Consider the following 24,908-nt stretch of genomic DNA (forward strand, 5'->3'; position numbering starts at 1 on the left):
AAAGCGCTGAGGGGTCTCAGCGCTTTTCAAGCTTGTCCGGCAGCGGCGCAAACAGCGCCTCGATATCATCACTCTGCAACTTCCAGTCTCCGGCCTTGCGCCCATCCAGCACGCCGGCCGCCAGGTCGGATTTTTCCTTCTGCAGATGCTGAATCTTCTCCTCGACCGTGCCCCGGGCAATCATCTTGTAGACGAATACCGGCTTCTCCTGGCCAATGCGATACGCACGGTCGGTCGCCTGGTTTTCGGTCGCCGGGTTCCACCACGGATCGTAGTGAATCACCGTGTCCGCTTCCGTCAGGTTCAGGCCCACGCCGCCAGCCTTCAGGCTGATGAGAAAGATCTGACGCTTGCCGCTCTGGAATTCCTTCACCGGTGTGCGCCGATCCCGGGTTTGCCCGGTCAGCAATGCATAGGGGACATTGCGCTTTTTCAGCTCGTCCTCGATCAATGACAGCATCGAAGTGAACTGCGAGAACAACAGAATCCGCCGTCCTTCCTCAAACAACTCCTCGAGCATTTCCATCAGGCTGTCGAGCTTGCCCGAGGTGCTGCCGCGAGCGGGCAGGGTGGCGTCGTTGACCAGGCGCAAATCGCAGCAGACCTGACGCAGCTTGAGCAGCGCTTCAAGAATGATGATCTGGCTGCGCGCCACGCCCTTGCGAGTGATCTCGTCACGCACCTTCTTGTCCATGGCCAGGCGCATGGTTTCGTAAACGTCCCGCTGGGCCTCGTTGAGATCGACCCAGTGGATGATCTCGGTCTTCGGCGGCAACTCGGTCGCGACCTGTTCCTTGGTGCGGCGCAGCAGGAAGGGTTTGATCCGACCGTTGAGGTGTTGAAGTCTGACTTCGCTGGCGCGCTTTTCGATCGGCACGCGGTAATCGGCGTTGAAGCTTTTGACGTCGCCGAGCCAGCCGGGCAGCAGGAAGTGAAACAGCGACCACAGTTCGCCGAGGTGGTTTTCCAGCGGTGTACCGCTCAGGCACAGGCGCTGGCGGGCGTTCAGCTCGCGGGCAGCCTGAGCGGCCTTGCTGTTCGGGTTCTTGATGTATTGCGCCTCATCCAGCACCAGCACATGCAGCGGTTGCTGCGCCAGACGCTCGACATCCTTGGGCAGCAGCGCATAGGTCGTGAGGATCAGGTCGTAATCGGCCAGGTGTTCGAAATGCTTTTTGCGGCTGGCGCCGTACAGGGCCACCACTTTGAGCTGTGGCGTGAAGTGCGCCGCTTCGTCCAGCCAGTTGGGGATCAGGCTGGTGGGCATCACCACCATGCAGGGTCGATCCAGGCGCCCGGCGTTTTTCTCGCTGAGAATATGCGCCAGGGTCTGTAGGGTTTTGCCCAGGCCCATGTCGTCCGCGAGAATCCCGCCCACCTCAAGTTGTCGCAACGACTGCATCCAGCTCAAGCCTTCGAGCTGATAAGGGCGCAGTGTCGCGTTCAGTCCTTGCGGCGCTTCGGCGCTGTAGTCACGGATATCGCGCAAGCGTTGGGCGAAGCTGCGGATCTGCTCCCCGCCCTCCCAAAGCAGCGGAATGCCTTCCAGCGAATTCAGGCGTGTGGCGTCGGCCTTGCTCAGGCGCAGGGTGGTTTCGCCCGGCTCTTGCAGATAGAACTCACCCAGGGTCGCCAGCACCGGTTTCAACCGGCCAAGGGGCAGGGCGACTTGCAACGGCCCGTGCTCACTGTTGCGTTGCGGAATGTTCACCAGAATCAACTCATCGTCCCGTCGCCGGGCGAGGCGTTCGGGGTTGAGGATTTCCGTGTGCGAGCGCATCAGATTGAGCAGGATCGGCAGCAGGCTCAGGCGTTCGCCATTGACGATGATGCCCAGTTCCAGATCGAACCAGTCCCGCTCTGGCGTCTGCTCGACCGTGGCGTACCAGTCGTCCACGGCCGTGAGGTCGAAACCGAATTCATCGTCGACCAGCAATTCCCAGCCTTGGGTGCGCAGCTTCGGCAGATCGTTCAGGGTGAACGTCAGCCAGGCGCTGTCGTTGACCATCTCGTAGAGTTCGCCGGCGCTTTCCGGCAGGGCCTTGCTTTGCCGGGTGGCGATGCGAAAGCCGAGAATCCGCAGTTGCTCGCGGTAGCTTTGCTCGACGTCCGGCTGGCGTTTGACTCGCAGCGTCTGCGCTTCCTGACGAATCAGAATGTCGCTGTTTTTCTGGCCGCTGACGTATTCGTCGAGGTAGCTGAAAGACAGCGCCGCACGATGCTGGATGTAACGCTGCATCTTGCCGTTGCGCGGTTCGAAGGCGCTGAACTCGACGCTGGCCAGCCACAGGCGCGGCACCGGCTGCACGTTGTCCACCAGCACTTGCGGCGGCGCTTTCGGGCTGCGGTTTTCCAGTACGGCCTGGAGTTTTTCCAGCAGTTCGGCGTCCTTGGCGGCGGCCGGGTATTCGAGGGTTTCCTGCACTTGCAGCAAGACCGCCGCACAGTGTTTGCAGTTGCTGTGGACCGGGCAGGTGCACGTGGCGTCGACCATCAATAGCGTGCCTTTGGCTGACTCGCGCAGATGAATCGTCTGACGATAAATGTTGCCGCCAGAGCCTTCGCAACTGGCGGTAATGGTCGCATCGCCGACCTGCACGATCCGCACCCGGTTTTCCAGGGCGTAGCGGCGGCCACGCTCCAGGCTTTGTTCCTTGAACCGGCTGACCCAGGAGGAGGCCAGCGGTTTACTCAGAGGCGGGGACATAAGGACTTCAATCAGTCCGGAACGACTTCAGGCGCTTCCCGAGGCGCAGGCGCCGTCAGTGAAGTGATCTTGATCAGCAGGGCGAGGTGGCCGTTGTCCAGGTAGTTGAGCTGGCCGTTCTTGGTGTGGCTTTCCTGTTTCAGGCGTTCGCTGGCAGTGACCATGCCGTTGGCATCGATCTGGTTGACCCAGAAGTCGGCGTTCACGTCGGTAAAGCGCCCGAGCTTCATTTCAATCGTGCCTTCGACGGGGAACTGACCGAACTGCTCCTGACCATCGCTGACCGCGACCTTCGCCGGCGTCTCGCCGAGTGTCTGCTGCCAGGCCTTGTGCATCAGCACGCTGTATTCGCCACTGGCGGTGAGTTTGTTGGCAACGTCGTTCAGCGCTGTGGTGCGCTTGCTGTCATCGCCCAGACGCTGGGCACCGGCGGCCCAGTCTTCCGGCGCGGCGCGGCTGACGATGGCCGGCACGGCGTTCTGGCGCACCAGAATCATTTCGACCTGATACAGATCATCGGCAAATGCCGAAGGGGCGACCAGCGTCAACAACAAGGTCAGTGAGCGAAACAGGCGCATGCGGCGTCCTTCAAACAGTTTTCGGGATGAGGCGCTCGAACAGCGCCTCTACAGTATTAAAGCGCTCTTCCGGGCGCTCCATCGGCACCTGGAACTTGAACATCGTGGCGCCTTCGAATTTGTAGCGTTTCGGCTGACTCTGGATCAGTTTGATCAGAGTCATCGGGTCGACCGGCGTCTGCGCCGCGAACTCGATGCGCCCGCCTTGCGGGCCGCCATCGACTTTCTTGATGCCCAGTTGCTCGGCCTGCAATTTCAGCGCCGTGATGCGCACCAGATTCTTGGTCGGCTCCGGCAGCAGGCCGAAGCGGTCGATCATCTCCACTTGCAGATCTTTCAGGCCTTCCTCGTCGGTGGCCGAAGCGATGCGCTTGTACAGGATCAGGCGTGCGTGGACGTCCGGCAGGTAATCTTCGGGAATCAGTGCCGGCACCCGCAGGTTGACTTCCGGGCCACCGCCGAGCGGTTGATCGAGGTTCGGCTGTTCGCCCTTGCGGATCGACTTCACTGCGCGCTCGAGCATTTCCATGTACAGCGTGAAGCCGACCGCCTGGATCTGCCCGCTCTGACCGTCGCCCAGCAATTCGCCGGCGCCACGGATTTCCAGGTCGTTGGTGGCCAGCACGAAGCCCGCGCCCAGATCCTGAGTATTGGCAATCGCCTCCAGACGTTTTTCCGCATCGCCGGTGATCTGTTGACGTGGCGGAGTCAGCAGGTACGCGTAGGCCTGGTGGTGGCTACGACCCACGCGACCACGCAACTGGTGCAACTGCGCCAGACCGAACTTGTCGGCGCGCTCGATGATGATGGTGTTGGCGCTAGGCACGTCGATGCCGGTCTCGATGATGGTCGAGGCGATCAGCACGTTGAAGCGCTTGTGGTAGAAGTCGCTCATCACCTGTTCGAGTTCGCGTTCGCGCATCTGCCCGTGGCCGATGCCGATTCGCGCTTCCGGCACCAGTTCGGCCAGTTCGGCGGCGCATTTCTCGATGGTCTTTACGTCGTTGTGCAGGTAGTAGACCTGTCCGCCGCGCAGCAGCTCGCGCAGCAAGGCCTCTTTGACCGTGCTCTTGTTCTGTTCCATGACGAAGGTGCGCACCGACAGGCGTCGCGCCGGCGGCGTGGCGATGATCGACAGATCGCGCATGCCCGACACTGCCATGTTCAGCGTGCGCGGAATCGGCGTGGCGGTCAGCGTGAGGATGTCGACTTCGCTGCGCAGGGCCTTGAGCTGTTCCTTCTGGCGGACACCGAAACGGTGTTCTTCGTCGATGATCACCAGCCCGAGGTTTTTGATCTTGACGTCGTCCTGTAGCAATTTGTGGGTGCCGATGACGATATCGATGTTGCCCTCGGCCAGTTCGGCCACTGCCGCGTTCACTTCCTTGGCCGACTTGAAGCGGCTCATCACTTCCACGGTCACCGGCCAGTCGGCGAAGCGGTCACGGAAGCTGTTGTAGTGCTGCTGGGCGAGCAGGGTGGTCGGCACCAGGATCGCCACTTGCTTGCCGCCATGCACCGCGATGAACGCGGCGCGCATGGCCACTTCGGTCTTGCCGAAACCCACGTCACCGCAGACCAGTCGATCCATCGGTTTCGGCGCGAGCATGTCTTCGCGAACGGCTTCGATGGTGGATTGTTGGTCCGGGGTTTCCTCGAACGGGAAGCCGGCGCTGAAGGTTGCGTAATCGGCCTTCGGATCGGCAAACGCATAGCCTTCGCGGGCGGCGCGGCGGGCATAGATGTCGAGCAGTTCGGCAGCCACGTCGCGCACCTGTTCGGCAGCCTTGCGCTTGGCTTTCTGCCAGGTCTCGGAGCCGAGGCGGTGCAGCGGGGCCAGTGCGTCGTCGCTGCCGGTGTAGCGGGCGATCAGGTGCAGGTTGGCCACCGGCACGTAGAGCTTGGCGTTCTCGGCGTATTCGAGGGTCAGGAACTCGGCGGCCTGATTGTCGATTTCCAGAATCGTCAGGCCGAGATAGCGGCCGACACCGTGGTCGATGTGCACCACCGGCGCGCCTTCGCGCAGCTCGGTGAGGTTCTTGATCACCGCATCGTTGTTAGCGTCTGCGCGTTTCTCGCGACGGCGACGCTGCATCACACGCTGGCCGAACAGCGGACTTTCCGCGACCAGAGCCAGTGCCGGGTCATCCAGCATCAGGCCTTCGTCGAGCGGGGCAATGGTGATCGCCAGGCGATCCTTGCTCGCGACGAAGTCCGGCCAGCTGTCGACGGTTTTCGGTCGCAGCTTCAGACGGTCCAGCAGTTCCAGCAGCACTTCGCGTCGGCCTGCGGATTCGGCGGTGAACAGCACGCGTCCGGGGAATTCGTCGAGGAAGGCGGACAGCGCGGCCAGCGGTTGCGTGGCCTTGGCTTCGATTGCCAGATTCGGCAATGCCTGCGCCGGGAAGCGCTCACGGCCGACGCCGGTTTCCACGTCCTGCTGGCTGGCAACCACGCGCGGCCAGTTCTTCAGGCGGGCGAAGCAGTCTTCCACCGGCAGGAACAGTTCGGCGGGCGGCAATAAAGGACGCGATGGATCGACGCGGCGTTCTTCATAACGATTGCGCACATCGTTCCAGAAGTTTTCCGCCGCTTGCTCGATACCCGGCAGCGAGAACACCTGAGTGTCCTGAGGCAGATAATCGAAGAGGGTCGAGGTTTCTTCGAAGAACAGCGGCAGGTAGTACTCGATGCCGGCCGGTGTGATACCGCTGCTCAGATCCTGAAAGATCGGGCAGCGGCGGAAGTCGACATCAAAACGCTCGCGAAAACGCGCCTTGAACCGGGTGACCGCTTCTTTCTGCAGCGGGAATTCCTTGGCCGGCAGCAGCTTGACCGAATCGACCTTGTCGATGGAGCGCTGGTTTTCCGGGTCGAAGGTGCGCAGGGTTTCGATTTCGTCGTCGAACAGGTCGATGCGATATGGCAGCTTGCTGCCCATCGGGAACAGGTCGATCAGTGCGCCGCGTACGGTGAACTCGCCGTGTTCGTAAACCGTATCGACGTAGCGATAGCCACTGGCTTCAAGCCGCGAGCGCATTTGCTCGACGTCGAGTTTCTGCCCGACATCCAGCACCAGACTGCTGCCGAGGAGGAACTTGGTCGGCGCCAGACGATGCAGGGCCGTGGTGATCGGCACCACCAGCACGCCATGCTCCAGCTCCGGCAGTCTATAAAGGCTGGCGATGCGCTGGGAGATGATGTCCTGGTGCGGCGAGAACAGGTCGTAGGGCAGGGTTTCCCAGTCCGGGAAATGCAGCACCGGCAAATCCGGGGCGAAGAAACTCAGCTCCTGCTCCAGCCGTTCGGCACTCTGGCTGTCGGCGGTCAGCAGCAACGTGAAGCGCTTGGCAGCGCTGGCAGCCTCGGCAATCGCCAGGCTCAGGGCGGCACCGGGGAGGTTGCCCCAGTGCTGTTTACCTGCCGCGGCAGGGAGAAGCGGTAGACGCAGAACAGGCACGGAAGGTTGAGCTCCAGGCGTTGCGACAAAGTCGGTAATTGTAGCGGCGTCCGGTGCCGCCTGTCAGTTGCAGACTGCGTCTATCTGCACGGTTTCGGCGAAATGTAGTGGTAACCATAAAAACCAGCACTTTTTTGACGATTATGTAGTGCCGAAAGTGGGTGGTGTTACGGAGGGTTACAGACATCGTCTAACAGTCGTCGAAAAACCGGCTGCGCTGGAAGCCCCGGTTTTACTGGGCTGGCGCAGAGCGTTATTTTTTTGGAGCGAATTTTGTTACCGATTGCGCGACAAGCGCGCATTGCTACAAGTGGTTCTCGGCGGCATAATGTAGCCCCTTTTTTCTGCCCCTACATGTGGAAGGTTCCCGTGACTCAGAAGCCCGACCAGTGTCTTGGTGAATGGATCGACCGTGAAGCACTCGCAGAAGCGATGATTCCGCTTATCGGTCAGCTCTACCGCAATAACAACGTGGTGAGCTCGATCTATGGCCGCAGCCTGATCAACCAGTCTGTCATCGCGATTCTCAAAGCTCACCGCTTTGCTCGCCATCGTTCTTCCGACGATAGCGAACTCTCCGTCCACGAAACATTCCCTCTGCTGAAGGCCATGAGCGAGCTCAAGCTCGGCGCGGCTTCGGTGGATCTGGGCAAGTTGGCGTTCAAATTCCGCGCTGAAGGCAATGGCCGCACGGCCGAACAATTCGTTCGCGAAGAGTTGGCCGATGTTGTGGGTCAGCAAAACGCCTCCGCACGCAAAGGCACTGATGTCGTGCTGTACGGCTTCGGTCGTATCGGCCGTCTGCTGGCGCGCATCCTGATCGAAAAAACCGGTGGTGGCGACGGTCTGCGTCTGCGCGCCATCGTCGTGCGCAAAGGCGCCGAGAACGATCTGGTCAAGCGTGCCAGCCTGCTGCGTCGTGACTCGGTACACGGCCCGTTCGATGGTACTATCACCATCGACGAAGAAAACAACACCATCACCGCCAACGGCAACCTGATCCAGGTGATCTACGCCAAGAGCCCGAGCGAAGTCGACTACACCCAGTACGGCATCGAAAACGCGCTGATCGTAGACAATACCGGTGTATGGCGTGATGCCGACGGTCTGGGCCAGCACCTGGCCTGCCCGGGCGCTGCTCGCGTGATTCTCACCGCCCCGGGTAAGGGCGCGCTGAAGAACATCGTTCACGGCATCAACCACGGCGACATCACTGCTGACGACAAGATCATCTCGGCGGCGTCCTGCACCACCAACGCCATCGTACCGGTGCTCAAGGCCGTCAACGACCAGTACGGCATCGTCAATGGCCATGTCGAAACCGTTCACTCGTTCACCAACGACCAGAACCTGATCGACAACTTCCACAAGGGCAGCCGTCGTGGCCGCGCCGCGCCGCTGAACATGGTTATCACCGAGACCGGTGCCGCCACTGCCGCTGCCAAGGCGCTGCCAGTGCTCAAGGGCAAGCTGACCGGCAACGCGATTCGCGTACCTACGCCGAACGTGTCGATGGCCATTTTGAACCTGAACCTGGAAAAGGCCACCACTCGCGAAGAAATCAACGAGTACCTGCGCCAGATGGCCATGCACTCGGATCTGCACAAGCAGATCGATTACGTCAGCTCGCAGGAAGTGGTTTCCACTGACTTCGTGGGCTCGCGTCACGCCGGTGTCGTGGATGCCGAGGCAACCATCACTCAGGACAACCGCGTTGTTCTGTACGTCTGGTACGACAACGAGTTCGGTTACAGCTGCCAGGTGGTTCGCGTGATGGAAGACATGGCCGGTGTAAACCCGCCAGCATTCCCGCGCTAAGCCCTAGCTGCAAATGAAAACGCCCCGACATTGTCGGGGCGTTTTTGTTTGTGCGCGATTTGGGTTAGCGAGGGATAGCGGCTTGTGCCGTGCGCAGTTCGTGCTTGTTGCCACGGAACAGCACCAAGGTCGCAACCAGGCCCAATACGGCTGCGCCACTGAGCCAGATCCCCGGCGCGGCCTTGTTGTCCAGCACATGGATCAGGTAAGTGCAGGCGGCTGGCGTGAAGCCACCGAAAGTCGCTGTGGCCAGGCTGTAGGCCAGCGAGAAACCGGTCGTACGCACTTCCACCGGCATGATTTCGGTCAACGCCACCACCATCGCGCCGTTGTACGAGCCGTACAGGAACGACAGCCACAACTCGACGATCAGCAGATGGCTGAAGCTCGGGTTCGCCACCAGCCACGACAGCGCAGGGTAGGCGGTCAGGATTGCCAGAATCGTCGCCCCCAGCAGCAGCGGTTTGCGGCCGATCTTGTCGGAAAGTGCACCCATCACCGGCAGCCAGAAGAAGTTCGACAGGCCGATGCACACGGTGACCAGCAATGCATCGAAGTCCGACAGGTGCAGTTCCGCCTTGCCGAAGGTCGGGGTGTAGGCGGTGATCAGGTAGAACGACACGGTGGTCATCACCACCAGTGCCATGCCGGCGAGGACGATGCCGAAGTTCTGACCGATCGAGCGAACGATTTCCTGCAGGGTAGGGCGATGTTTGCGCGCCTGGAATTCCGGGGTTTCCTCCAGCGAGCGACGAATGACGAAGATCACCGGAACGATCATGCAACCGATCAGGAACGGCACGCGCCAGCCCCAGTCTCCCATCTGGTCCGGGCTCAGCCAGTGGTTGAGGCCGACACCCAGCAGGCCGGCGAACACCACAGCCGCTTGCTGACTGGCGGACTGCCAGCTGACGAAGAAGCCCTTGCGCCCCGGTGTGGCGATTTCCGCCAGGTACACCGACACGCCGCCCAGTTCCACACCGGCCGAGAAGCCTTGCAGCAACCGGCCGAACAGCACGATCAGCGGCGCAGCGACCCCAAGGGTGGCGTAGCCCGGAACGCAGGCAATCAGCACGGTGCCGGCCGCCATCAGTGCGAGGGTAATGATCAGGCCCTGACGTCGCCCGTGTCGGTCAATGTAGGCGCCAAGGAATATCGCCCCCAGAGGACGCATCAAAAAGCCTGCGCCGAAGGTGGCGAGCGAAAGCATCAGGGAGGCGAAAGCACTATCGGTAGGGAAGAAGGTCTTGGCGATGGCCGTGGCGTAGAAGCCGTAGACCATGAAGTCGAACATTTCGAGAAAGTTGCCGCTGACAACGCGAAAAATCGCTTTGCCTTTGCCCGTGGAGGAGGACATGTTCAGGTACTCACTTTTTTGATTTTGTATGAAAGCGGTGCAGCCGTTTGGGAGCGAGCGGGCTCTGTGGCCATAATGGCCGGCGTGGTTTTGCTCGGAGATGAAGAATTGTTAACTGGACGGATTGTGGTTTTCGTGGGTCTGCTCGGCGTTTTGTCCGGATGCGGCAATGGCGACTCCATGGAGAGCTTCGGCGGCCCGACCATGGGCAGCACATATTCGATCAAGTACGTGCGCCGCGGTGATTTGCCTGCGCCCCAGGATGTCCGTGTCGAAGTGGAGAAGATCCTCGCCGACGTGGATCAGCAAATGTCCATCTATCGCGCCGACTCCGATATTTCGCGTTTCAACGCATTGCCCGCCGATCGCTGTCAGACCATGCCTGCACCGATCCTTGAACTGGTGCGGGTTGGCGAGCAGCTGTCACAACAAAGCGAAGGTTCCTACGACCTGACCGTGGAGCCGCTGCTCAATCTCTGGGGGTTCGGTCCGCAAGGGCGTGAAGAAAAAGTGCCGAGCGCCGATGCGCTGGCCGAGGTGCAGAAGCGGGTGGGTTACCGGCATTTGCGCATCGATGGCGATCAGTTGTGCAAGGACGCGGCGGTCGAGGTCGATTTCAACAGCATCGCCGCCGGTTACGCGGTCGACACCATTGCCGCGCGACTCGACGCCATGGGCATTCATGATTACCTCGCCGAGGCCACGGGCGAGCTCAAGGCGTCCGGGAAGAAGCTCGATGGCTCGCCCTGGCGCATAGCCCTGGAGGAGCCGCGTGACGATCAGCAAGTAGCTGAGCGCGTCGTCAATGTCGATGGTTATGGGCTTTCCACGTCCGGCGACTACCGCAACTATTTTCAGCAGGACGGAAGGCGTTATTCCCACACCTTTGACGCCCGTACCGGAGCGCCCGTCGTACACGACCTGGCGTCAGTCACGGTGATTCATCCTTCAGCCTTGATGGCTGATGGACTATCGACGCTGTTGCTGATTCTCGGCCCGGAAAAGGCCTGGGACTATGCCGAAAAACATGACATTGGTGCATTCTTTGTGATTCGTGCCGATACAGGTTTCGTCACCCGCACCAGTCCGGCGTTCGAACGGCTCAGTGGCGCAAAAAATTGATCCGGAACAATGCGAAAGCTGGCGTTGTAGTGCAGGCAAAAGTAGCCTACGACGCGACCAAGGGTTAATGTGCGCGGCGTTGACGCTTCTATAGACTGTGTCCGGGTTTTCAACTGGCCCCCAATTGTTCCTTCGCGCCGTCGTTCGGCGTGATTTAGCCGCCGGTGCTGCTGGCACCGCGGCCTGTTCTGAGGAGTACGCATGGCTGTCTACAACTACGACGTGGTGGTGCTGGGTTCCGGCCCGGCGGGAGAAGGCGCGGCAATGAACGCCGCCAAAGCAGGGCGCAAGGTGGCGATGGTCGACAGCCGTCGCCAGGTCGGCGGTAACTGCACCCACCTGGGCACCATCCCGTCCAAGGCCCTGCGTCACTCGGTGCGGCAGATCATGCAGTTCAACACCAACCCGATGTTCCGTGCGATCGGGGAGCCGCGTTGGTTCTCCTTCCCGGACGTGTTGAAGAGCGCCGAGAAAGTCATCTCCAAACAAGTCGCTTCGCGTACCGGCTACTACGCCCGTAACCGCGTCGACGTGTTCTTCGGCACCGGCAGCTTCGCCGACGAGCAGACCATCGAAGTGGTCTGCGCCAATGGCGTGGTCGAGAAACTGGTGGCCAAGCACATCATCATCGCCACCGGTTCGCGTCCTTATCGCCCGGCGGACATCGATTTCCACCACCCGCGCATCTACGATAGCGACACCATCCTCAGTCTCGGCCACACCCCGCGCAAACTGATCGTTTACGGCGCCGGCGTGATCGGTTGCGAATATGCATCGATCTTCAGTGGTCTGGGTGTGCTGGTCGAGCTGGTGGACAACCGCGGTCAGTTGCTGAGCTTCCTCGACTCGGAAATCTCCCAGGCGTTGAGCTACCACTTCAGCAACAACAACATCACCGTGCGCCACAACGAAGATTACGACCGCGTTGAAGGCGTGGACAACGGCGTGATTCTGCACCTGAAGTCCGGCAAGAAGATCAAGGCGGACGCCTTGCTCTGGTGTAACGGCCGTACCGGCAACACTGACCAGTTGGGCCTGGAAAACATCGGGATCAAGGTCAACAGTCGTGGTCAGATCGAAGTCGACGAAAACTACCGCACCTGCGTACAGAACATCTATGGCGCCGGCGACGTGATCGGCTGGCCAAGCCTGGCCAGTGCCGCCCACGACCAGGGTCGCTCGGCGGCCGGCAGCATCGTCGACAATGGCAGCTGGCGTTTCGTGAATGACGTGCCGACCGGCATCTACACCATTCCGGAGATCAGCTCGATCGGCAAGAACGAGCAGGAGCTGACCCAGGCCAAAGTGCCGTACGAAGTGGGCAAGGCGTTCTTCAAGAGCATGGCGCGGGCGCAGATCGCCGGCGAGCCGCAAGGCATGCTGAAGATCCTGTTCCACCGCGAAACCCTGCAGGTGCTGGGCGTTCACTGCTTCGGTTATCAGGCGTCGGAGATCGTGCACATCGGTCAGGCGATCATGAACCAGCCGGGTGAGCTCAATACCCTGAAGTACTTCGTCAACACCACGTTCAACTACCCGACCATGGCCGAAGCCTATCGGGTAGCGGCATACGACGGCCTCAACCGGCTTTTTTGAGCGGCTCCGGCCGGTGGCCTGAGCCGGCCGGGGAGACCGATTTCAGCAATTCCCGAGGGTGGCAGTGGCCAAACCGGGAAAGTCTGTAATCAGGCTGTCAACGCCGAAGTCGGCGAGTCTGCGCATCAGCGCAGGCTCGTTGACGGTCCACACCGACACATGCAGCCCCTGACGCTGCGCCTTCTGCAGGCGTTCCGGCGTACACAGCGTCCAGTTCAAGGCCAGAATCTCGCAGCCGTAGCTTGCCGCGACCTTCAGCGGGTCGAGCCAGGCATACTCGGCTACAAGGCCTCGTGACACGTCCGGCACCAGATCCAGCGCTGCCTTCAACACTTCCCGCGAACTCGAGGTGATCGTCACCTTGTCGAGCAGCCCATGCCTGACCGCCATTTCGCGAATGGCCAGAACGGTGGTCGCGGCGCGGGTGCGCGAGGCGCTTTTGACTTCGAGCTGCCAGTGCTCGAAATCACATTTCTCGAACAGTTCTTCCAGTGTCGGAATCGGGCACGGCTTGATCCAGCCGGGGCCGCCTTTGCGGGCGTCGTAGGTCACCAGATCGGCGGCGGTGTGCTCGACCACCTTGCCACGGCGCTCGGTGGTGCGCTTGAGGGTCGGATCATGGATGACCATCAGCTCGCCGTCCTTGGACAGGTGCAGATCCAGTTCGCAGCGGCGTACGCCGTGCTTGAGACATTCCTGAAAACTGGTCAGGGTGTTTTCCGGTGCTTCGCCCTTGGCGCCGCGGTGGCCGTAGATAAGGGTCACGGTTCTTCCTTAATTAAATGCCTGATTCGTTCTGTTCGCGGGCCAGGCGTCGTTCCTGGGCCTGCTTTTGCAAGATATAGCGGGCGAGCAACTGGCGCTGGGCATCGGTCAAGTGTTCGAACTCGGTGCCGATGTCGTAGCCGTCGCCCTTGCGGTCGCAATGGGTGACCCGGGCGCGCAGCAGCAGGCCGTGGGCCTGTGGCATCAGCACCATTTTTACCGACAGGCGTGAGCCGGCGGCTATCGGTGTCGGGTTCTGGAAGTCGACACCGCCCTCGGAAATGATCACCGGTTGCGGCTCGCCGATTTGTCCCAGTGCGGTCAGGGCGATGACCTGGCTGAGCAGGTCGATGCGCTTGTTCTGGGATTTCAGGAATGCCGCGATGGCACGATCGCGCTCATTGATCTGGCGCAACAGGTGTTGTGATTCGAATTCGCTCAGGTGCAGTTCACTGAGCACGTTGAATAACGGGGAAGCATCCTGCAACACTTCCTGGCCTGCGGCTTCGGCAGCGGACAGGGGCCGAATTTCCAGTGCGATCGAATCCTCGATACGGTAGTATTCGCGGCGATCTTCTTCATCTAATGTCGACATGGCGAACCCATGGTAGCGGCGGTGGTCTGAGTGTAAAGCTGGTTATCGACCCCCGCCACAAGGACGTTCCTTTTCCCTCCGAACAAGCCCCGACATGTTCAGACCTCTCTTCGTATTTATCGGCACGCGTTACACCCGTGCAAAGCGTCGCAATCATTTTGTGTCGTTCATTTCCCTGACTTCGATGATCGGGCTCGCCCTTGGCGTGGTCGTGATGATCGTGGTGTTGTCGGTGATGAACGGCTTCGATCATGAGATGCGCACCCGCGTGCTGGGCATGGTGCCCCACGCGACCATCGAATCCGGTGAAGCCATCAGCGACTGGCCGAGCCTGGCCGCCAAGGTCAAGCAGAACCCGCAGGTGGCGGCCGTCGCGCCGTTCACCCAGATGCAGGGCCTGCTGACCAACAACGGCCAGGTGTCCAAGGTTTTGCTCAATGCCATCGATCCGGCGCTGGAACGCAACGTCTCGATCATCGACAACTTCATGAAGCAGGGCAAACTCGACGACTTGACGCCGGGCAGCTTCGGCATCGTGATCGGCGACAAGGCCGCGACCAAGCTCGGCGTGGGCCTCGGTGACAAGATCACCTTCGTCGCGCCGGAGGTCAGCGTGACCCCGGCCGGGATGTTCCCGCGCATGAAACGCTTTACCGTGGTCGGCATCTTTCATGTCGGCGCCGGTGAACTGGACGGTTACCTGGGCGTGACCAACCTGCAGGATCTGGCGAAGATGCACCGCTGGAAGCCTGATCAGGTGCAGGGCCTGCGCCTGAAGTTCGACGATCTGTTCCAGGCGCCGCGTGAAGCGTGGAACATCGCCCAGCGGCTCGGCGAAGACCATTACTACGCCCGCGACTGGACTCGTACCCACGGCAACCTGTATCAGGCGATCCGTATGGAAAAAGCCATGATCGGCCTGCTGTTGCTGCTGATCGTCGCCGTTGCAGCGTTCAACATCATTTCCACGCTGGTGATGGTGGTGAACGACAAGAAGGGCGACATCGCCATCCTGCGCACGCTGGGCGCCACGCCGGGCACGATCATGCGCACGTTCATGGTGCAGGGCACGGTGATCGGCGTGGTCGGTACGGCCATCGGCGCCGTGGTCGGAATCCTGGCGGCGCTCAATGTCAGCGCCGCGATTTCGGCACTCGAAGGCTTGATCGGGCACAAGTTCCTCAACGCCGACGTGTATTTCATCGATTACCTGCCATCGCAGGTGCAGAGCCAGGATGTGATCATGGTCTGCGCCGCTGCGTTGGTCCTGAGTTTCCTCGCCACCCTGTATCCAGCCTGGCGTGCCGCGCGCACCCAGCCGGCGGAGGCGCTACGTTATGAGTGAGTCGGGCATGAGTGAAAAAGCAATCCTGAGCTGCCGCAACCTGGGCAAGTCCTACGAGGAAGGCCCGGAGTCGGTGGAAGTGCTGGCCAACCTGCAACTGGAGTTGCACCCGGGCGAACGCGTGGCGATCGTCGGCAAATCCGGTTCGGGCAAAAGTACCTTGCTCAACCTGCTGGGCGGTCTCGATACGCCGACCAAGGGCAGTGTCTGGCTCGACGGTGAAGAGCTGTCGGCGCTGAGCGAGAAGAAGCGCGGCCTGCTGCGTAACCGCGCGCTCGGCTTCGTGTACCAGTTCCACCACCTGCTGCCGGAATTCACCGCGCTGGAAAACGTCTGCATGCCGCTGCTGATCGGCAAGATCGCAATCCCCGAGGCGCGTCAGCGGGCCACGGCGTTGCTGGAACGAGTGGGTCTGGGCCATCGCCTGGAACACAAACCGGCCGAGCTGTCCGGTGGCGAACGCCAGCGCGTGGCCATTGCCCGTGCACTGGTGAACAACCCGGGCCTGGTGATGCTCGACGAGCCGACCGGCAACCTCGACTCCCACACCGCCGAAGGCATCCAGGACCTGATGCTGGAACTCAGCACTTCGATGCGCACGGCGTTCCTGGTGGTGACTCACGACATGAACCTGGCTCGCCAGATGGACCGCGTCCTGCAACTGCAGGAAGGTTGCCTGACCCCCATCTGACGGCTTGAAACCCGATGCCTGAAAAGGCGTCGGGTCTTTTATTTTTATACGGTGCCCCAGCGAATGTTCAGACCGTTATCGATCTTTATCGGCACGCGCTATACCCGCGCCAAGCGCCGCAATCGCTTTGTTTCATTCATTTCGATGACCTCGATGATCGGTCTCGCCCTCGGCGTGCTGGCGATGATCGTGGTGCTGTCGGTGATGAACGGTTTCCAGCGCGAAATGAGTTCGCGCATTCTCGGCATGGTGCCTCACGCGACCATCGTCGGCGTCAAGCCGATCGATGACTGGCAGCCGGTGGCCGCCGCCGCGCTGAAGAATCCGGAAGTGACCGCCGCCGTGCCGTTCACCGAGATGGAAGGCATGCTGTCCTACAAGGGCATGATGCAGCCGATCCAGATCAGCGGTGTCGACCCGGCCCAGGAAGGCAAGGTGTCGATCGTTGCCCAGCACATCGTGCAGGGCCGTCTCGATGCCTTGAAGCCGGGCGAGTTCGGCGTGGTGCTGGGTGAAATCACGGCCCGGCGCTTCCGCCTGAACGTCGGCGACAAGATCACCCTGATCGTGCCGGAAGTCAGCACTGCACCCGGCGGCATCACCCCTCGTATGCAGCGTCTGAATGTGGTCGGCATCTTCAAGGTCGGCGCCGAGCTGGACGGTTCCATGGGCCTGATTCATGTGGCCGACGCCGCGACCATGCAGCACTGGGAGCCGAATCAGGTGCAGAGCGTGCGTCTGGCGGTGAAGGACTTGTATGCCGCGCCGAAGGTTTCGTCCGACATCGCCACCGGCCTTGGCACTGATTTCAAGGCTGACGACTGGACCCACACCCAGGGCAGCCTGTTCAGCGCGATGAAAATGGAAAAGACCATGATCGGCCTGTTGCTGCTGATGATCGTCGCGGTGGCGGCGTTCAACATCATCGCGACCTTGATCATGGTGGTGAACGACAAGGGCGCGGACATTGCGATTCTGCGCACCATCGGCGCCACGCCACGGCAGATCATGGCGATCTTCATGGTGCAGGGCACGGTGATCGGCATCGTCGGCACCATCATTGGTGGCGTGCTGGGCGTGATTGCTGCGCTGAACGTCAGTGAGATGGTGGGCTGGGTCGAGCGAGTGACCGGGCAGCACATCTTCAGTTCCGACGTGTACTTCGTCAGCAACCTGCCCTCGGAATTGCAGGGCGGCGACGTGCTGCTGATCTGCTCGGCAGGCTTCATCCTCAGCTTCCTGGCCACGGTTTACCCGGCCTGGCGGGCGGCGAAGATCGAGCCGGCGCACGCGTTGCGTTACTCGTAAGTTCACCCATTGAGGCCGGCATTGCCGGCCTCAATCGTTTTGCGGCAACTCAATCACAAACCGCGTCCAGCACTGAGCCGATTCGCAATGAATCTGCCCGCCATGGGCCCTGATGATCGACTGAGTGATCGCCAGCCCCAAACCTGCATGTTCGCTGCTGCCTTCCTGGCGTGCCGGATCAGCCCGGTAAAAGCGGTCGAACAAACGCGGCAACAACTCCGAAGAAATCCCCTCGCCACTGTTCTCGACGGTCACTCTCAAGGATTTCGCCTGCTCGGCTATCTGCACGCGCACATCGCCCGCTGCCGGCGTGAAGCGCAGCGCGTTATCCAGCAGATTCGACAGCGCCCGGCGCAGCATCGCGCGGTCACCTTCAAACCGGCCCTCACCGTCACGGCTCAGGCTGACCTGAGCGTCTTCGGCCAGCGGTGCGAAAAACTCCAGCAACGCATCGGCTTCTTGCGCCAGTTCCAGCGGTTCGCGCTTGGGCACCAGCAATCCGTGGTCAGCCTTGGCCAGATAAAGCATGTCGTTGACCAGTTGCGCCATCCATTGCAGCTCTTCGAGGTTGCTGTGTAGAGCCTCGCGATAGTCTTCGAGTGGGCGAGGGCGGGTGAGGGTGACTTGTGTGTGGGTCAGCAGGTTCGACAGCGGGGTGCGCAGTTCATGGGCGATGTCGGCGGAGAATGCCGAGAGACGCTGAAAAGAATCATCGAGACGTCCGAGCATGGCGTTGAAGCTGTGGGCCAGTTCCGTGAGTTCCGCAGGCATCTGCGCTTCCGGGAGTCGGGCATTCAGCGATTGGGCGGAAATCCCGCGTGCCACGGCGCTCATACGGCGCAACGGACGCAAACCGCTGCGTGCCGCCCAGGCGCCCAACAGTGCGGTGGCCAGCGCCGAAAGACCGACGGTCAGCCAGATCAGATGCTGCATGCGTTGCAGGAAGTGCTGGTGATGGGTGATGTCCAGCAGCAGGGTCAATTGTGCGGAGTCAGGTTTTTCCGGCTGGAGCGGGGCGTTGAGCAGTCGATAGTCCGTGCCGTTGTCGTTGATGGTGGCCAGGCCGGGCTGCTGTGGCAGGCTCGCCGGCGTTGGCAGAGAACGGCCGAACCAGCGCTGACCCTCGGGGCCTCTTATGCGTAACGAGACATCGCCCTGTTGGCTCAACTCATCGGTGATATGTGCGGCATCGCTGCCACTCAGCAACGTCTGACGCACATTGATCAGCTTGCTTTCGAGCAATTGCTGATCGAGTTCAATGAAGTGCGCCTCGCTGGCCCGATTGAAAACCACGCCTGCCACCAGCGAAACCGTCGCGGTGCACGCGGCGAACAGCAACGCCAGCCGACTGCCGAGTGACAGGCGGCGCATCAGGCAGGACGCTCTTCAAGCACGTAACCCATGCCACGCACGGTGTGGATCAGTTTGTCGGGAAACTCGTCGTCGATCTTCAGGCGCAGGCGGCGGATCGCCACTTCGATCACATTGGTGTCGCTGTCGAAATTCATGTCCCAGACCTGCGAGGCGATCAGGGATTTGGGCAGTACTTCGCCCTGGCGGCGCAGGAGCATTTCCAGCAGGGCAAACTCCTTTGCCGTGAGGTCGATGCGCTGGCCGCTGCGTTCGACGCGGCGGCGGATAAGGTCCAGGCGCAGATCGGCCAGTTGCAGGCAGGTTTCCTGCGGTGCGGTGCTGCCTCGTCTTAGTAGGCTGCGCACCCGGGCGAGCAGTTCGGAGAAGGCGAAGGGTTTGACCAAATAGTCGTCGGCTCCCAGCTCGAGGCCATGAACCCGGTCTTCCACGGTGTCCTTGGCGGTCAGAAACAGGATCGGCGTTTCCAGCCCGGCACTGCGTACCGCTTGCAGAATCTGCCAGCCATTGCGCCCGGGCAGCATCACGTCGAGGATCAGCAGGGCGTAGTCACCGCTCAACGCCAGTTGTTGCCCGGTGTTGCCGTCCGCCACCAGCTCGGTGTTGAAACCGGCCTCGGTCAGGCCCTGGCGCAGGTAGTGGCCGGTTTTCGGTTGGTCTTCGACGATCAGCAGTTTCATGGGCAACTCGGGGTTGTAGGATCGAAAGCTTTATACCGTGGGACATTGTCACAAGCGCCAACCTGACAAAGTTGTAATCTGGCTGTCAGGTAGCTGCCAGCGCGGGCGGGCTAGAGTTTCCCACAGGCTGAACCTTTTCTTGTTGGAGTATGACTATGTTTTTGCGCAACCCTCTGGCCGTCGCCGCCTGTTTGCTGGCGTTGAGCTCATCCGTTTGGGCCGACCCTGCGCACACGTACGACTTCGGCCAGCCGGCCCCGGCCGCCAAGGCCAGTCGCAGCATTGAAGTGGTGATGGGCGACATGTCGTTCGATCCGAAGGCCATCGACATCAAGGCTGGTGAGACCATTCGTTTTGTTTTGGTGAATAAAGGCCAGTTGCTGCACGAATTCAACCTCGGCGATGCAGTGATGCATGCCAAACACCAGCAGGAAATGTTGCAGATGCAGCAAAGCGGCATGCTGACGCCGACCGGCATGAAGGAAATGTCTCACGATATGGCGGGTATGGATCATGCGTCGATGGGGCACGTCATGAAGCACGACGACCCTAACAGCGTACTGGTCGAGCCCGGCAAGACCGCCGAGTTGACCTGGACTTTCAGCAAGGCGACCAGTCTGGAGTTCGCCTGCAACATTCCCGGGCATTACCAGGCCGGAATGGTCGGCAAACTGACTGTCAGTCAGTAAGCACTCAAAGGCGGGAGCAAAGGCTGATAGAATCCGCTGATTCTTCAGTCAGGTTTCCGCCATGCATCCCGCAGCCGAACATTCGCCGCTGGGCAAGTCCAGCGAATACATCGCCACTTACACACCGTCCCTGCTGTTCCCGATTCCGCGCACCGCGAAGTGGGCCGAGCTGGGCCTGACCGCCGAAACCCTGCCGTATAAAGGCGTGGATTTCTGGAACTGCTTCGAACTGTCGTGGCTGCTGCCGTCGGGCAAACCGGTGGTGGCGATCGGCGAATTCAGCATTCCGGCGGACTCGCCGAACATTATCGAGTCCAAGTCGTTCAAGCTGTACCTGAACTCGTTGAACCAGACCCCGTTCGCCGATACAGCGAGCCTGGAAGCGACCCTGGTCAAGGACCTGTCCGCCGCTGCCGGCAAGCCGGTGGGCGTACGGGTACGCAGCCTGAAAGAGGTTGAAGCCGAAGGCGTGGTCGCGCTGCCGGGCGTGTGCATCGACGATCTGGATATCAGCGTCAGCAACTACGAACATCCGCGTCCCGAGCTGCTGCGCTGCGATGATTCGCGAGTGGTGGAGGAGAGCGTGCACAGCCATCTGCTCAAATCCAACTGCCCGGTGACCAGCCAGCCGGACTGGGGCAGCGTGGTGGTGGAATACCGTGGCGCGGCGCTGGATCACGCCAGTCTGCTGGAATACATCGTCAGTTTCCGCCAGCATTCGGACTTCCACGAGCAATGCGTGGAGCGGATTTTCCTCGACCTGCAGCGTTTGCTGAAACCGGAAAAACTCACGGTGTTTGCACGCTATGTGCGCCGCGGCGGGCTGGACATCAACCCGTACCGCAGCACTGAAAGCGTGCAGTTGCCGAACCATCGTCTGGTTCGTCAGTAACCCGCCTCGCGGACATGAAAAAGCCCTGCCATCACTGGCAGGGCTTTTTTGCATTTGCGGGTTTCAGATTCCCATGCTGACCAGGGAATTCACGATGTTGCGCAACGTGCCGGCGATGGTGGGGTGTTCGAGTTCGAAACGTTCGACGGCCAGGTTCACGCCGTCGGCGAGATTGGAATCCTGGGTTTTGGTTTCCAGTTCAAGTTCCAGTTCGATCTGTTGCATCAGTGCGTGCAGGTCTGCGCGCTCGGCTTCCGACAGCGGCGGATTCTGATCCAGTTGCTCGCGCAGGGTGTTGAGCTGTTCTTGCAGTTCGCGGGCGGGCATGGTGTTTTCCTTTTATCGAGAGGCACTGGCATAGACCGCAGCCGTGCGCCAAAGGTCTATGGCTCTCCTTAAGACTAATCCACTCTGCTGCTACCTGCATGATCCCGGTCAGGGCTTTTCGCCTTTGAGCCGGCGCAGGCTGATGTCGGCCAGGCAGGTGTCGAGTTCGCCCAGATGATCGATCACCGAGTGCACGCCCAGGCCGAATAGCTGCACCGTGGCCTTGCCGCGCAGTTGTTCGCGTTCTTTCTGGCTGAGGGCTTGCCATTCGCTCGGGGCCAGGCCGCAGAGTGAGCCGCAGGACGCCAGGCCAATCGTCCACAGCCCGGCATTCAGGCCGGATTGCAGCAGGCGCGGTTCGCCACTGACCAGCACGCAGCCGTCCAGGCGATCGACATTCAACGTCATCAGGGCTTGCCAGCAGGCATTCGGTGCCGGCCAGGGATTGTGTGTTGCCGAATGTTGCGAAGGTTTGATCCAGCCCGGCAGTCCGGATGCAAGCACCTGGGTGAGGGCAGGGGGTAAATCATCGAGCCAGGCGCAGGGGATCAGTTGGCGCTGCAGGCTGTGCAGGCTGTCGAGCGCGCCCGGTGTGGCGTCGGCGTGCTCCGTGCCGGGGCTGGCGTGATGACGGGCGCGGGCGCCGAAGTCCACCAGGCAGCCGCTGAGCCCGAACAGCACGGCTGTCAGGTTGGGTGCTGAAAGGGGCAAGGCTTCGGCTTGAGGCATGGAAAACGTCCCTGAAATAGAAGTCAGGCTAAGCATGGCCGGTGACAGTTGGATGACAAGTGCGTGACGATGCGTCCTACAGAGGTGTTCACGCCGGAAATGCCTAAAACCTTGTTTCCGTCTTATACTGCACCTCTTATGACCGTGGCCCGCATGCCGCGTATGTACAATCCAAGGAGTTTTTCTATGCGCTGGAGCAACCCTCTCGCTCAGCTTTGTGTATGCGCCAGCGTGATGCTGGTTCCGTTCGTTGCCCAGGCGGCAACGGAAGAAGACCCTTGGGAAAGCGTCAACCGTCCGATCTTCCAGTTCAACGACTTCGTCGACACCTACGCGCTGAAACCTCTGGCGCAGGGCTATGAATATGTAACGCCGCAATTCCTGGAAGACGGCATCCACAACATGTTCCGCAACGTCGGTGACATCACCAACCTGGCGAACAACATCCTGCAGGCCAAGCCTGCGGCTGCCGGTGTCGACACCGCGCGTCTGATCTTCAACACCACCTTCGGCCTGCTGGGCTTCTTCGACGTGGGCACCAAGATGGGCCTGCAGCGCAGCGACGAAGACTTCGGCCAGACCCTCGGCTACTGGGGCGTCAGCAGCGGTCCGTACGTGATGCTGCCGTTGCTCGGCCCGAGCACTCTGCGTGATGCACCGTCCAAGTACGTGGATACCTACACCGCACCGTACCGCTACATGAACGACATCCCGGCGCGTAACACCATCTACGGCCTGAACATCGTCGACACCCGCGCCAGCCTGCTGTCCAGCGAGAAGCTGATCAGCGGCGACAAGTACACCTTCATCCGCAATGCCTACCTGCAGAACCGCGAGTTCAAGGTCAAGGACGGTCACGTCGAAGACGATTTCTGATTTCGACTTGTGAACCCCGAAAAGGCGACCGAAAGGTCGCCTTTTTTTGTCCGCGCGTCCTTTCATTGAGTTACGGTTTCGAACGTTCTTATAACTCTCTGTGATTTGACAAACAAAGTCGTCAAGCGACGATCCGCGCATGCTTGAAACGCTCGAAGGATGGGAGTACCGTCTGCGCCTTAGAAGGGCACCTCTGGTGCATCCGTGTGCGGGGCAAACGCTCCGAAGCGGTGCAGCAGAGAGGCTAGAAAGCGAATCCAGTAGTCTGCGCCGGGCCTTTGCCCCGCCTGCTACGCCAACCTAATTCTGGCGCCGTTTGCCCACATGCCAAAAACCAGTGCCACGCTGCTGATAATCGATGATGACGAAGTAGTGCGCGCGAGCCTCGCGGCCTATTTGGAAGACAGTGGTTTCAGCGTCTTGCAGGCCAGTAACGGCCAGCAGGGTCTCCAGGTATTCGAGCAAGACAAGCCCGACTTGGTCATCTGCGATCTGCGCATGCCGCAGATGGGCGGTCTCGAACTCATTCGTCAGGTCACCGAGCGGTCACCACAGACGCCTGTGATCGTGGTTTCCGGTGCCGGCGTGATGAACGACGCGGTCGAGGCTCTGCGCCTGGGCGCGGCGGATTACCTGATCAAGCCTCTCGAAGATCTGGCCGTGCTCGAGCACTCCGTGCGCCGGGCCCTGGATCGTGCGCGTCTGCTGCTGGAAAACCAGCGCTACCGCGAGAAGCTGGAAAAGGCCAACCGTGAGCTCGAAGCCAGCCTGAACCTGCTCCAGGAAGACCAGAACGCCGGTCGCCAGGTGCAGATGAACATGCTGCCGGAAAGTCCCTGGACCATCGACGCGTTCAAGTTCGCCCACCAGATCATCCCGTCGTTGTACCTGTCGGGTGATTTTGTCGACTATTTCCGGGTGGACGAGCGTCGGGTCGCGTTCTATCTGGCGGACGTGTCGGGCCATGGCGCCTCTTCGGCGTTCGTCACGGTGCTGCTGAAGTTCATGACCACGCGCCTGTTGTTCGAGTCCAAGCGCAACGGCACCTTGCCGGAATTCAAGCCTTCGGAAGTCCTTGGTCATATCAACCGGGGGCTGATCAGTTGTAAGCTGGGTAAACACGTCACAATGGTCGGTGGAGTCATCGACGAGGAGACCGGTTTGTTGACCTATAGCATCGGCGGCCATCTGCCGTTGCCTGTGTTGTACACGCCTGACAGTGTTCGCTACCTCGAAGGGCGCGGTCTGCCGGTGGGGCTTTTCAATGAAGCCACCTATGAAGACCACGTGCTCGAGCTGCCACCGACGTTCAGCCTGACGCTGATGTCTGATGGCATTCTGGATCTTTTGCCAGAACCCACACTCAAAGAGAAAGAAGCTGCCTTGCCCCAACGGGTCAAGTCGGCGGGCGGCAGCCTGGATGGCCTGCGGCAGGTTTTTGGATTGGCCACGCTAGGGGAGATGCCGGATGATATCGCCTTGTTGGTGTTGAGCAGGAATCTTTAATGAGTACCGGTAGAATCCAGTTCGCCGAGCAGGATGGCACCTTCGTCCTGAAGTTCGTCGGTGAAGTTCGCCTGACCCTGTGTTCGGCGTTGGATGCGACTATTGAAAAGATCTTCACCGCGCTGAATTTCAACGCGATCGTGATCGATCTGACCGAAACCCGCAGCATCGACAGCACCACGCTGGGCCTGCTGGCCAAGCTGTCGATCCTGTCGCGGCAAAAGGTCGGCCTGCTGCCGACCGTGGTCACCACCCACGACGACATCACCCGTCTGTTGCAATCGATGGGTTTCGAGCAGGTGTTCAATATCGTCAACCATCCCGTGCCTTGCCCGGAATGCCTCGATGACCTGCCGGATCAGGATCAGTCGGAGGAAGTCGTGCGGATCAAGGTGCTGGAAGCGCACAAGATCCTCATGGGCCTGAACGACTCTAACCGCGAAGCCTTCCATGATCTGGTGAATGCCCTCGAAAGGCATTGATTCCCCAGCCATCA

General features: G+C 60.7%; 21 protein-coding genes. 11 read left to right on the plus strand and 10 right to left on the minus strand.

Features of this window, described 5'->3' with window-relative positions:
• Positions 1–16 precede the first annotated feature (16 nt).
• The 3 genes from M5B44_RS28010 to mfd are packed head-to-tail and all read right to left on the minus strand — an operon-like array spanning position 17 to position 6,745.
• Entirely contained in the window at positions 17–2,707 is a 2,691-nt protein-coding gene (locus M5B44_RS28010) for a DEAD/DEAH box helicase (RefSeq protein ID WP_248741246.1), read from the minus strand.
• Positions 2,708–2,718: 11 nt separating this feature from the next.
• Entirely contained in the window at positions 2,719–3,285 is a 567-nt protein-coding gene (locus tag M5B44_RS28015) for a CsiV family protein (protein WP_085713145.1), read from the minus strand.
• A 10-nt stretch (positions 3,286–3,295) separates the two neighbouring features.
• On the minus strand, positions 3,296–6,745 hold the full coding sequence (mfd, locus tag M5B44_RS28020; RefSeq protein WP_085713146.1) for a transcription-repair coupling factor: 3,450 nt from the start codon (positions 6,743–6,745) through the stop codon (positions 3,296–3,298).
• A 354-nt stretch (positions 6,746–7,099) separates the two neighbouring features.
• On the opposite strand from mfd, the gene M5B44_RS28025 reads away from it, so the two are divergent.
• Positions 7,100–8,563 carry a glyceraldehyde-3-phosphate dehydrogenase gene (locus M5B44_RS28025; RefSeq protein ID WP_085713147.1) on the plus strand — a complete coding sequence of 488 codons (1,464 nt, stop codon included), beginning with the start codon at positions 7,100–7,102 and terminating at the stop codon, positions 8,561–8,563.
• Positions 8,564–8,627: 64 nt separating this feature from the next.
• Here the strand turns inward: M5B44_RS28025 and M5B44_RS28030 are convergent, their stop codons facing one another.
• Positions 8,628–9,920 (minus strand): MFS transporter, encoded by a 1,293-nt coding sequence (locus tag M5B44_RS28030; RefSeq protein ID WP_085713148.1) that lies wholly within the window; start codon positions 9,918–9,920, stop codon positions 8,628–8,630.
• A 75-nt stretch (positions 9,921–9,995) separates the two neighbouring features.
• Between M5B44_RS28030 and M5B44_RS28035 the strand changes: the two genes are divergently transcribed.
• Positions 9,996–11,042, plus strand: coding sequence for an FAD:protein FMN transferase (locus M5B44_RS28035; protein WP_248741247.1), 1,047 nt, complete (start codon positions 9,996–9,998; stop codon positions 11,040–11,042).
• A 201-nt stretch (positions 11,043–11,243) separates the two neighbouring features.
• Positions 11,244–12,638, plus strand: a complete 1,395-nt coding sequence (sthA, locus tag M5B44_RS28040; RefSeq protein ID WP_085713150.1) for a Si-specific NAD(P)(+) transhydrogenase — start codon at positions 11,244–11,246, stop codon at positions 12,636–12,638.
• A 42-nt stretch (positions 12,639–12,680) separates the two neighbouring features.
• Here the strand turns inward: sthA and M5B44_RS28045 are convergent, their stop codons facing one another.
• Both M5B44_RS28045 and M5B44_RS28050 read right to left on the minus strand, forming a co-directional pair.
• Complete coding sequence (locus M5B44_RS28045; RefSeq protein ID WP_248741248.1) at positions 12,681–13,403, minus strand: glycerophosphodiester phosphodiesterase; 723 nt, start codon at positions 13,401–13,403, stop codon at positions 12,681–12,683.
• 13 nt (positions 13,404–13,416) lie between these two features.
• A complete protein-coding gene (locus tag M5B44_RS28050) occupies positions 13,417–13,998 on the minus strand; it encodes a PilZ domain-containing protein (RefSeq protein WP_085713152.1) in 582 nt (193 codons plus the stop codon).
• A gap of 94 nt (positions 13,999–14,092) precedes the next feature.
• On the opposite strand from M5B44_RS28050, the gene M5B44_RS28055 reads away from it, so the two are divergent.
• The 3 genes from M5B44_RS28055 (at position 14,093) to M5B44_RS28065 (ending at position 17,342) form a co-directional block, all read left to right on the plus strand.
• Complete coding sequence (locus M5B44_RS28055) at positions 14,093–15,343, plus strand: lipoprotein-releasing ABC transporter permease subunit (RefSeq protein ID WP_085733492.1); 1,251 nt, start codon at positions 14,093–14,095, stop codon at positions 15,341–15,343.
• Positions 15,344–15,350: 7 nt separating this feature from the next.
• Positions 15,351–16,034: a lipoprotein-releasing ABC transporter ATP-binding protein LolD gene (gene lolD, locus M5B44_RS28060; protein WP_248741249.1), complete on the plus strand. Its 684-nt coding sequence runs from the start codon at positions 15,351–15,353 to the stop codon at positions 16,032–16,034.
• A 63-nt stretch (positions 16,035–16,097) separates the two neighbouring features.
• A complete protein-coding gene (locus tag M5B44_RS28065) occupies positions 16,098–17,342 on the plus strand; it encodes a lipoprotein-releasing ABC transporter permease subunit (protein WP_085713155.1) in 1,245 nt (414 codons plus the stop codon).
• Between the two features lie 30 nt (positions 17,343–17,372).
• On the opposite strand, the gene M5B44_RS28070 is transcribed toward M5B44_RS28065, so the two are convergent.
• Together M5B44_RS28070 and M5B44_RS28075 are read right to left on the minus strand one after the other, a co-directional pair.
• A complete protein-coding gene (locus M5B44_RS28070; RefSeq protein WP_248741250.1) occupies positions 17,373–18,713 on the minus strand; it encodes a heavy metal sensor histidine kinase in 1,341 nt (446 codons plus the stop codon).
• Positions 18,713–19,393, minus strand: coding sequence for a heavy metal response regulator transcription factor (locus tag M5B44_RS28075; protein ID WP_192552090.1), 681 nt, complete (start codon positions 19,391–19,393; stop codon positions 18,713–18,715). The genes M5B44_RS28070 and M5B44_RS28075 overlap by 1 nt, the downstream gene beginning before the upstream one ends.
• A gap of 155 nt (positions 19,394–19,548) precedes the next feature.
• On the opposite strand from M5B44_RS28075, the gene M5B44_RS28080 reads away from it, so the two are divergent.
• Both M5B44_RS28080 and queF read left to right on the plus strand, forming a co-directional pair.
• The gene (locus tag M5B44_RS28080) at positions 19,549–20,082 is read left to right on the plus strand and encodes a plastocyanin/azurin family copper-binding protein (RefSeq protein WP_248741251.1); all 534 of its coding nucleotides are present in this window, start codon (positions 19,549–19,551) and stop codon (positions 20,080–20,082) included.
• A gap of 61 nt (positions 20,083–20,143) precedes the next feature.
• Positions 20,144–20,974 (plus strand): NADPH-dependent 7-cyano-7-deazaguanine reductase QueF, encoded by an 831-nt coding sequence (queF, locus tag M5B44_RS28085; RefSeq protein WP_114884371.1) that lies wholly within the window; start codon positions 20,144–20,146, stop codon positions 20,972–20,974.
• 63 nt (positions 20,975–21,037) lie between these two features.
• Here queF and M5B44_RS28090 read toward each other — a convergent pair whose 3' ends face one another.
• Positions 21,038–21,301, minus strand: coding sequence for a DUF4404 family protein (locus tag M5B44_RS28090; protein WP_085713160.1), 264 nt, complete (start codon positions 21,299–21,301; stop codon positions 21,038–21,040).
• A 108-nt stretch (positions 21,302–21,409) separates the two neighbouring features.
• The gene (locus tag M5B44_RS28095) at positions 21,410–22,030 is read right to left on the minus strand and encodes an HAD family phosphatase (RefSeq protein WP_134827564.1); all 621 of its coding nucleotides are present in this window, start codon (positions 22,028–22,030) and stop codon (positions 21,410–21,412) included.
• Positions 22,031–22,216: 186 nt separating this feature from the next.
• Between M5B44_RS28095 and M5B44_RS28100 the strand changes: the two genes are divergently transcribed.
• From M5B44_RS28100 to rssC, 3 genes are all read left to right on the plus strand, one after another.
• Positions 22,217–22,906, plus strand: coding sequence for a VacJ family lipoprotein (locus M5B44_RS28100; protein WP_085713162.1), 690 nt, complete (start codon positions 22,217–22,219; stop codon positions 22,904–22,906).
• 324 nt (positions 22,907–23,230) lie between these two features.
• Positions 23,231–24,412: a two-component system response regulator RssB gene (rssB, locus tag M5B44_RS28105; protein WP_085713163.1), complete on the plus strand. Its 1,182-nt coding sequence runs from the start codon at positions 23,231–23,233 to the stop codon at positions 24,410–24,412.
• A complete protein-coding gene (gene rssC / locus M5B44_RS28110; RefSeq protein ID WP_042560140.1) occupies positions 24,412–24,894 on the plus strand; it encodes an anti-sigma factor antagonist RssC in 483 nt (160 codons plus the stop codon). The genes rssB and rssC overlap by 1 nt, the downstream gene beginning before the upstream one ends.
• Positions 24,895–24,908: the final 14 nt, after the last annotated feature.

The sequence above is a fragment of the Pseudomonas sp. MWU12-2029 genome (genome assembly GCF_023242425.1).
In the GTDB taxonomy this organism is placed as follows: domain Bacteria; phylum Pseudomonadota; class Gammaproteobacteria; order Pseudomonadales; family Pseudomonadaceae; genus Aquipseudomonas; species Aquipseudomonas kribbensis.

Bases quoted from the DNA above. Each gene is read 5' to 3' on its own strand.
- M5B44_RS28075 (WP_192552090.1), bottom strand. From the start codon at position 19,393: ATGAAACTGCTGATCGTCGAAGACCAACCGAAAACCGGCCACTACCTG.
- M5B44_RS28015 (WP_085713145.1), bottom strand. From the start codon at position 3,285: ATGCGCCTGTTTCGCTCACTGACCTTGTTGTTGACGCTGGTCGCCCCT.
- rssC (WP_042560140.1), top strand. From the start codon at position 24,412: ATGAGTACCGGTAGAATCCAGTTCGCCGAGCAGGATGGCACCTTCGTC.
- M5B44_RS28010 (WP_248741246.1), bottom strand. From the start codon at position 2,707: ATGTCCCCGCCTCTGAGTAAACCGCTGGCCTCCTCCTGGGTCAGCCGG.
- M5B44_RS28030 (WP_085713148.1), bottom strand. From the start codon at position 9,920: ATGTCCTCCTCCACGGGCAAAGGCAAAGCGATTTTTCGCGTTGTCAGC.
- sthA (WP_085713150.1), top strand. From the start codon at position 11,244: ATGGCTGTCTACAACTACGACGTGGTGGTGCTGGGTTCCGGCCCGGCG.
- M5B44_RS28065 (WP_085713155.1), top strand. From the start codon at position 16,098: ATGTTCAGACCGTTATCGATCTTTATCGGCACGCGCTATACCCGCGCC.
- M5B44_RS28080 (WP_248741251.1), top strand. From the start codon at position 19,549: ATGTTTTTGCGCAACCCTCTGGCCGTCGCCGCCTGTTTGCTGGCGTTG.
- M5B44_RS28090 (WP_085713160.1), bottom strand. From the start codon at position 21,301: ATGCCCGCCCGCGAACTGCAAGAACAGCTCAACACCCTGCGCGAGCAA.
- M5B44_RS28095 (WP_134827564.1), bottom strand. From the start codon at position 22,030: ATGCCTCAAGCCGAAGCCTTGCCCCTTTCAGCACCCAACCTGACAGCC.
- M5B44_RS28100 (WP_085713162.1), top strand. From the start codon at position 22,217: ATGCGCTGGAGCAACCCTCTCGCTCAGCTTTGTGTATGCGCCAGCGTG.
- M5B44_RS28070 (WP_248741250.1), bottom strand. From the start codon at position 18,713: ATGCGCCGCCTGTCACTCGGCAGTCGGCTGGCGTTGCTGTTCGCCGCG.
- M5B44_RS28035 (WP_248741247.1), top strand. From the start codon at position 9,996: ATGGCCGGCGTGGTTTTGCTCGGAGATGAAGAATTGTTAACTGGACGG.
- M5B44_RS28025 (WP_085713147.1), top strand. From the start codon at position 7,100: ATGTGGAAGGTTCCCGTGACTCAGAAGCCCGACCAGTGTCTTGGTGAA.
- queF (WP_114884371.1), top strand. From the start codon at position 20,144: ATGCATCCCGCAGCCGAACATTCGCCGCTGGGCAAGTCCAGCGAATAC.
- rssB (WP_085713163.1), top strand. From the start codon at position 23,231: ATGCCAAAAACCAGTGCCACGCTGCTGATAATCGATGATGACGAAGTA.
- lolD (WP_248741249.1), top strand. From the start codon at position 15,351: ATGAGTGAAAAAGCAATCCTGAGCTGCCGCAACCTGGGCAAGTCCTAC.
- M5B44_RS28055 (WP_085733492.1), top strand. From the start codon at position 14,093: ATGTTCAGACCTCTCTTCGTATTTATCGGCACGCGTTACACCCGTGCA.
- M5B44_RS28050 (WP_085713152.1), bottom strand. From the start codon at position 13,998: ATGTCGACATTAGATGAAGAAGATCGCCGCGAATACTACCGTATCGAG.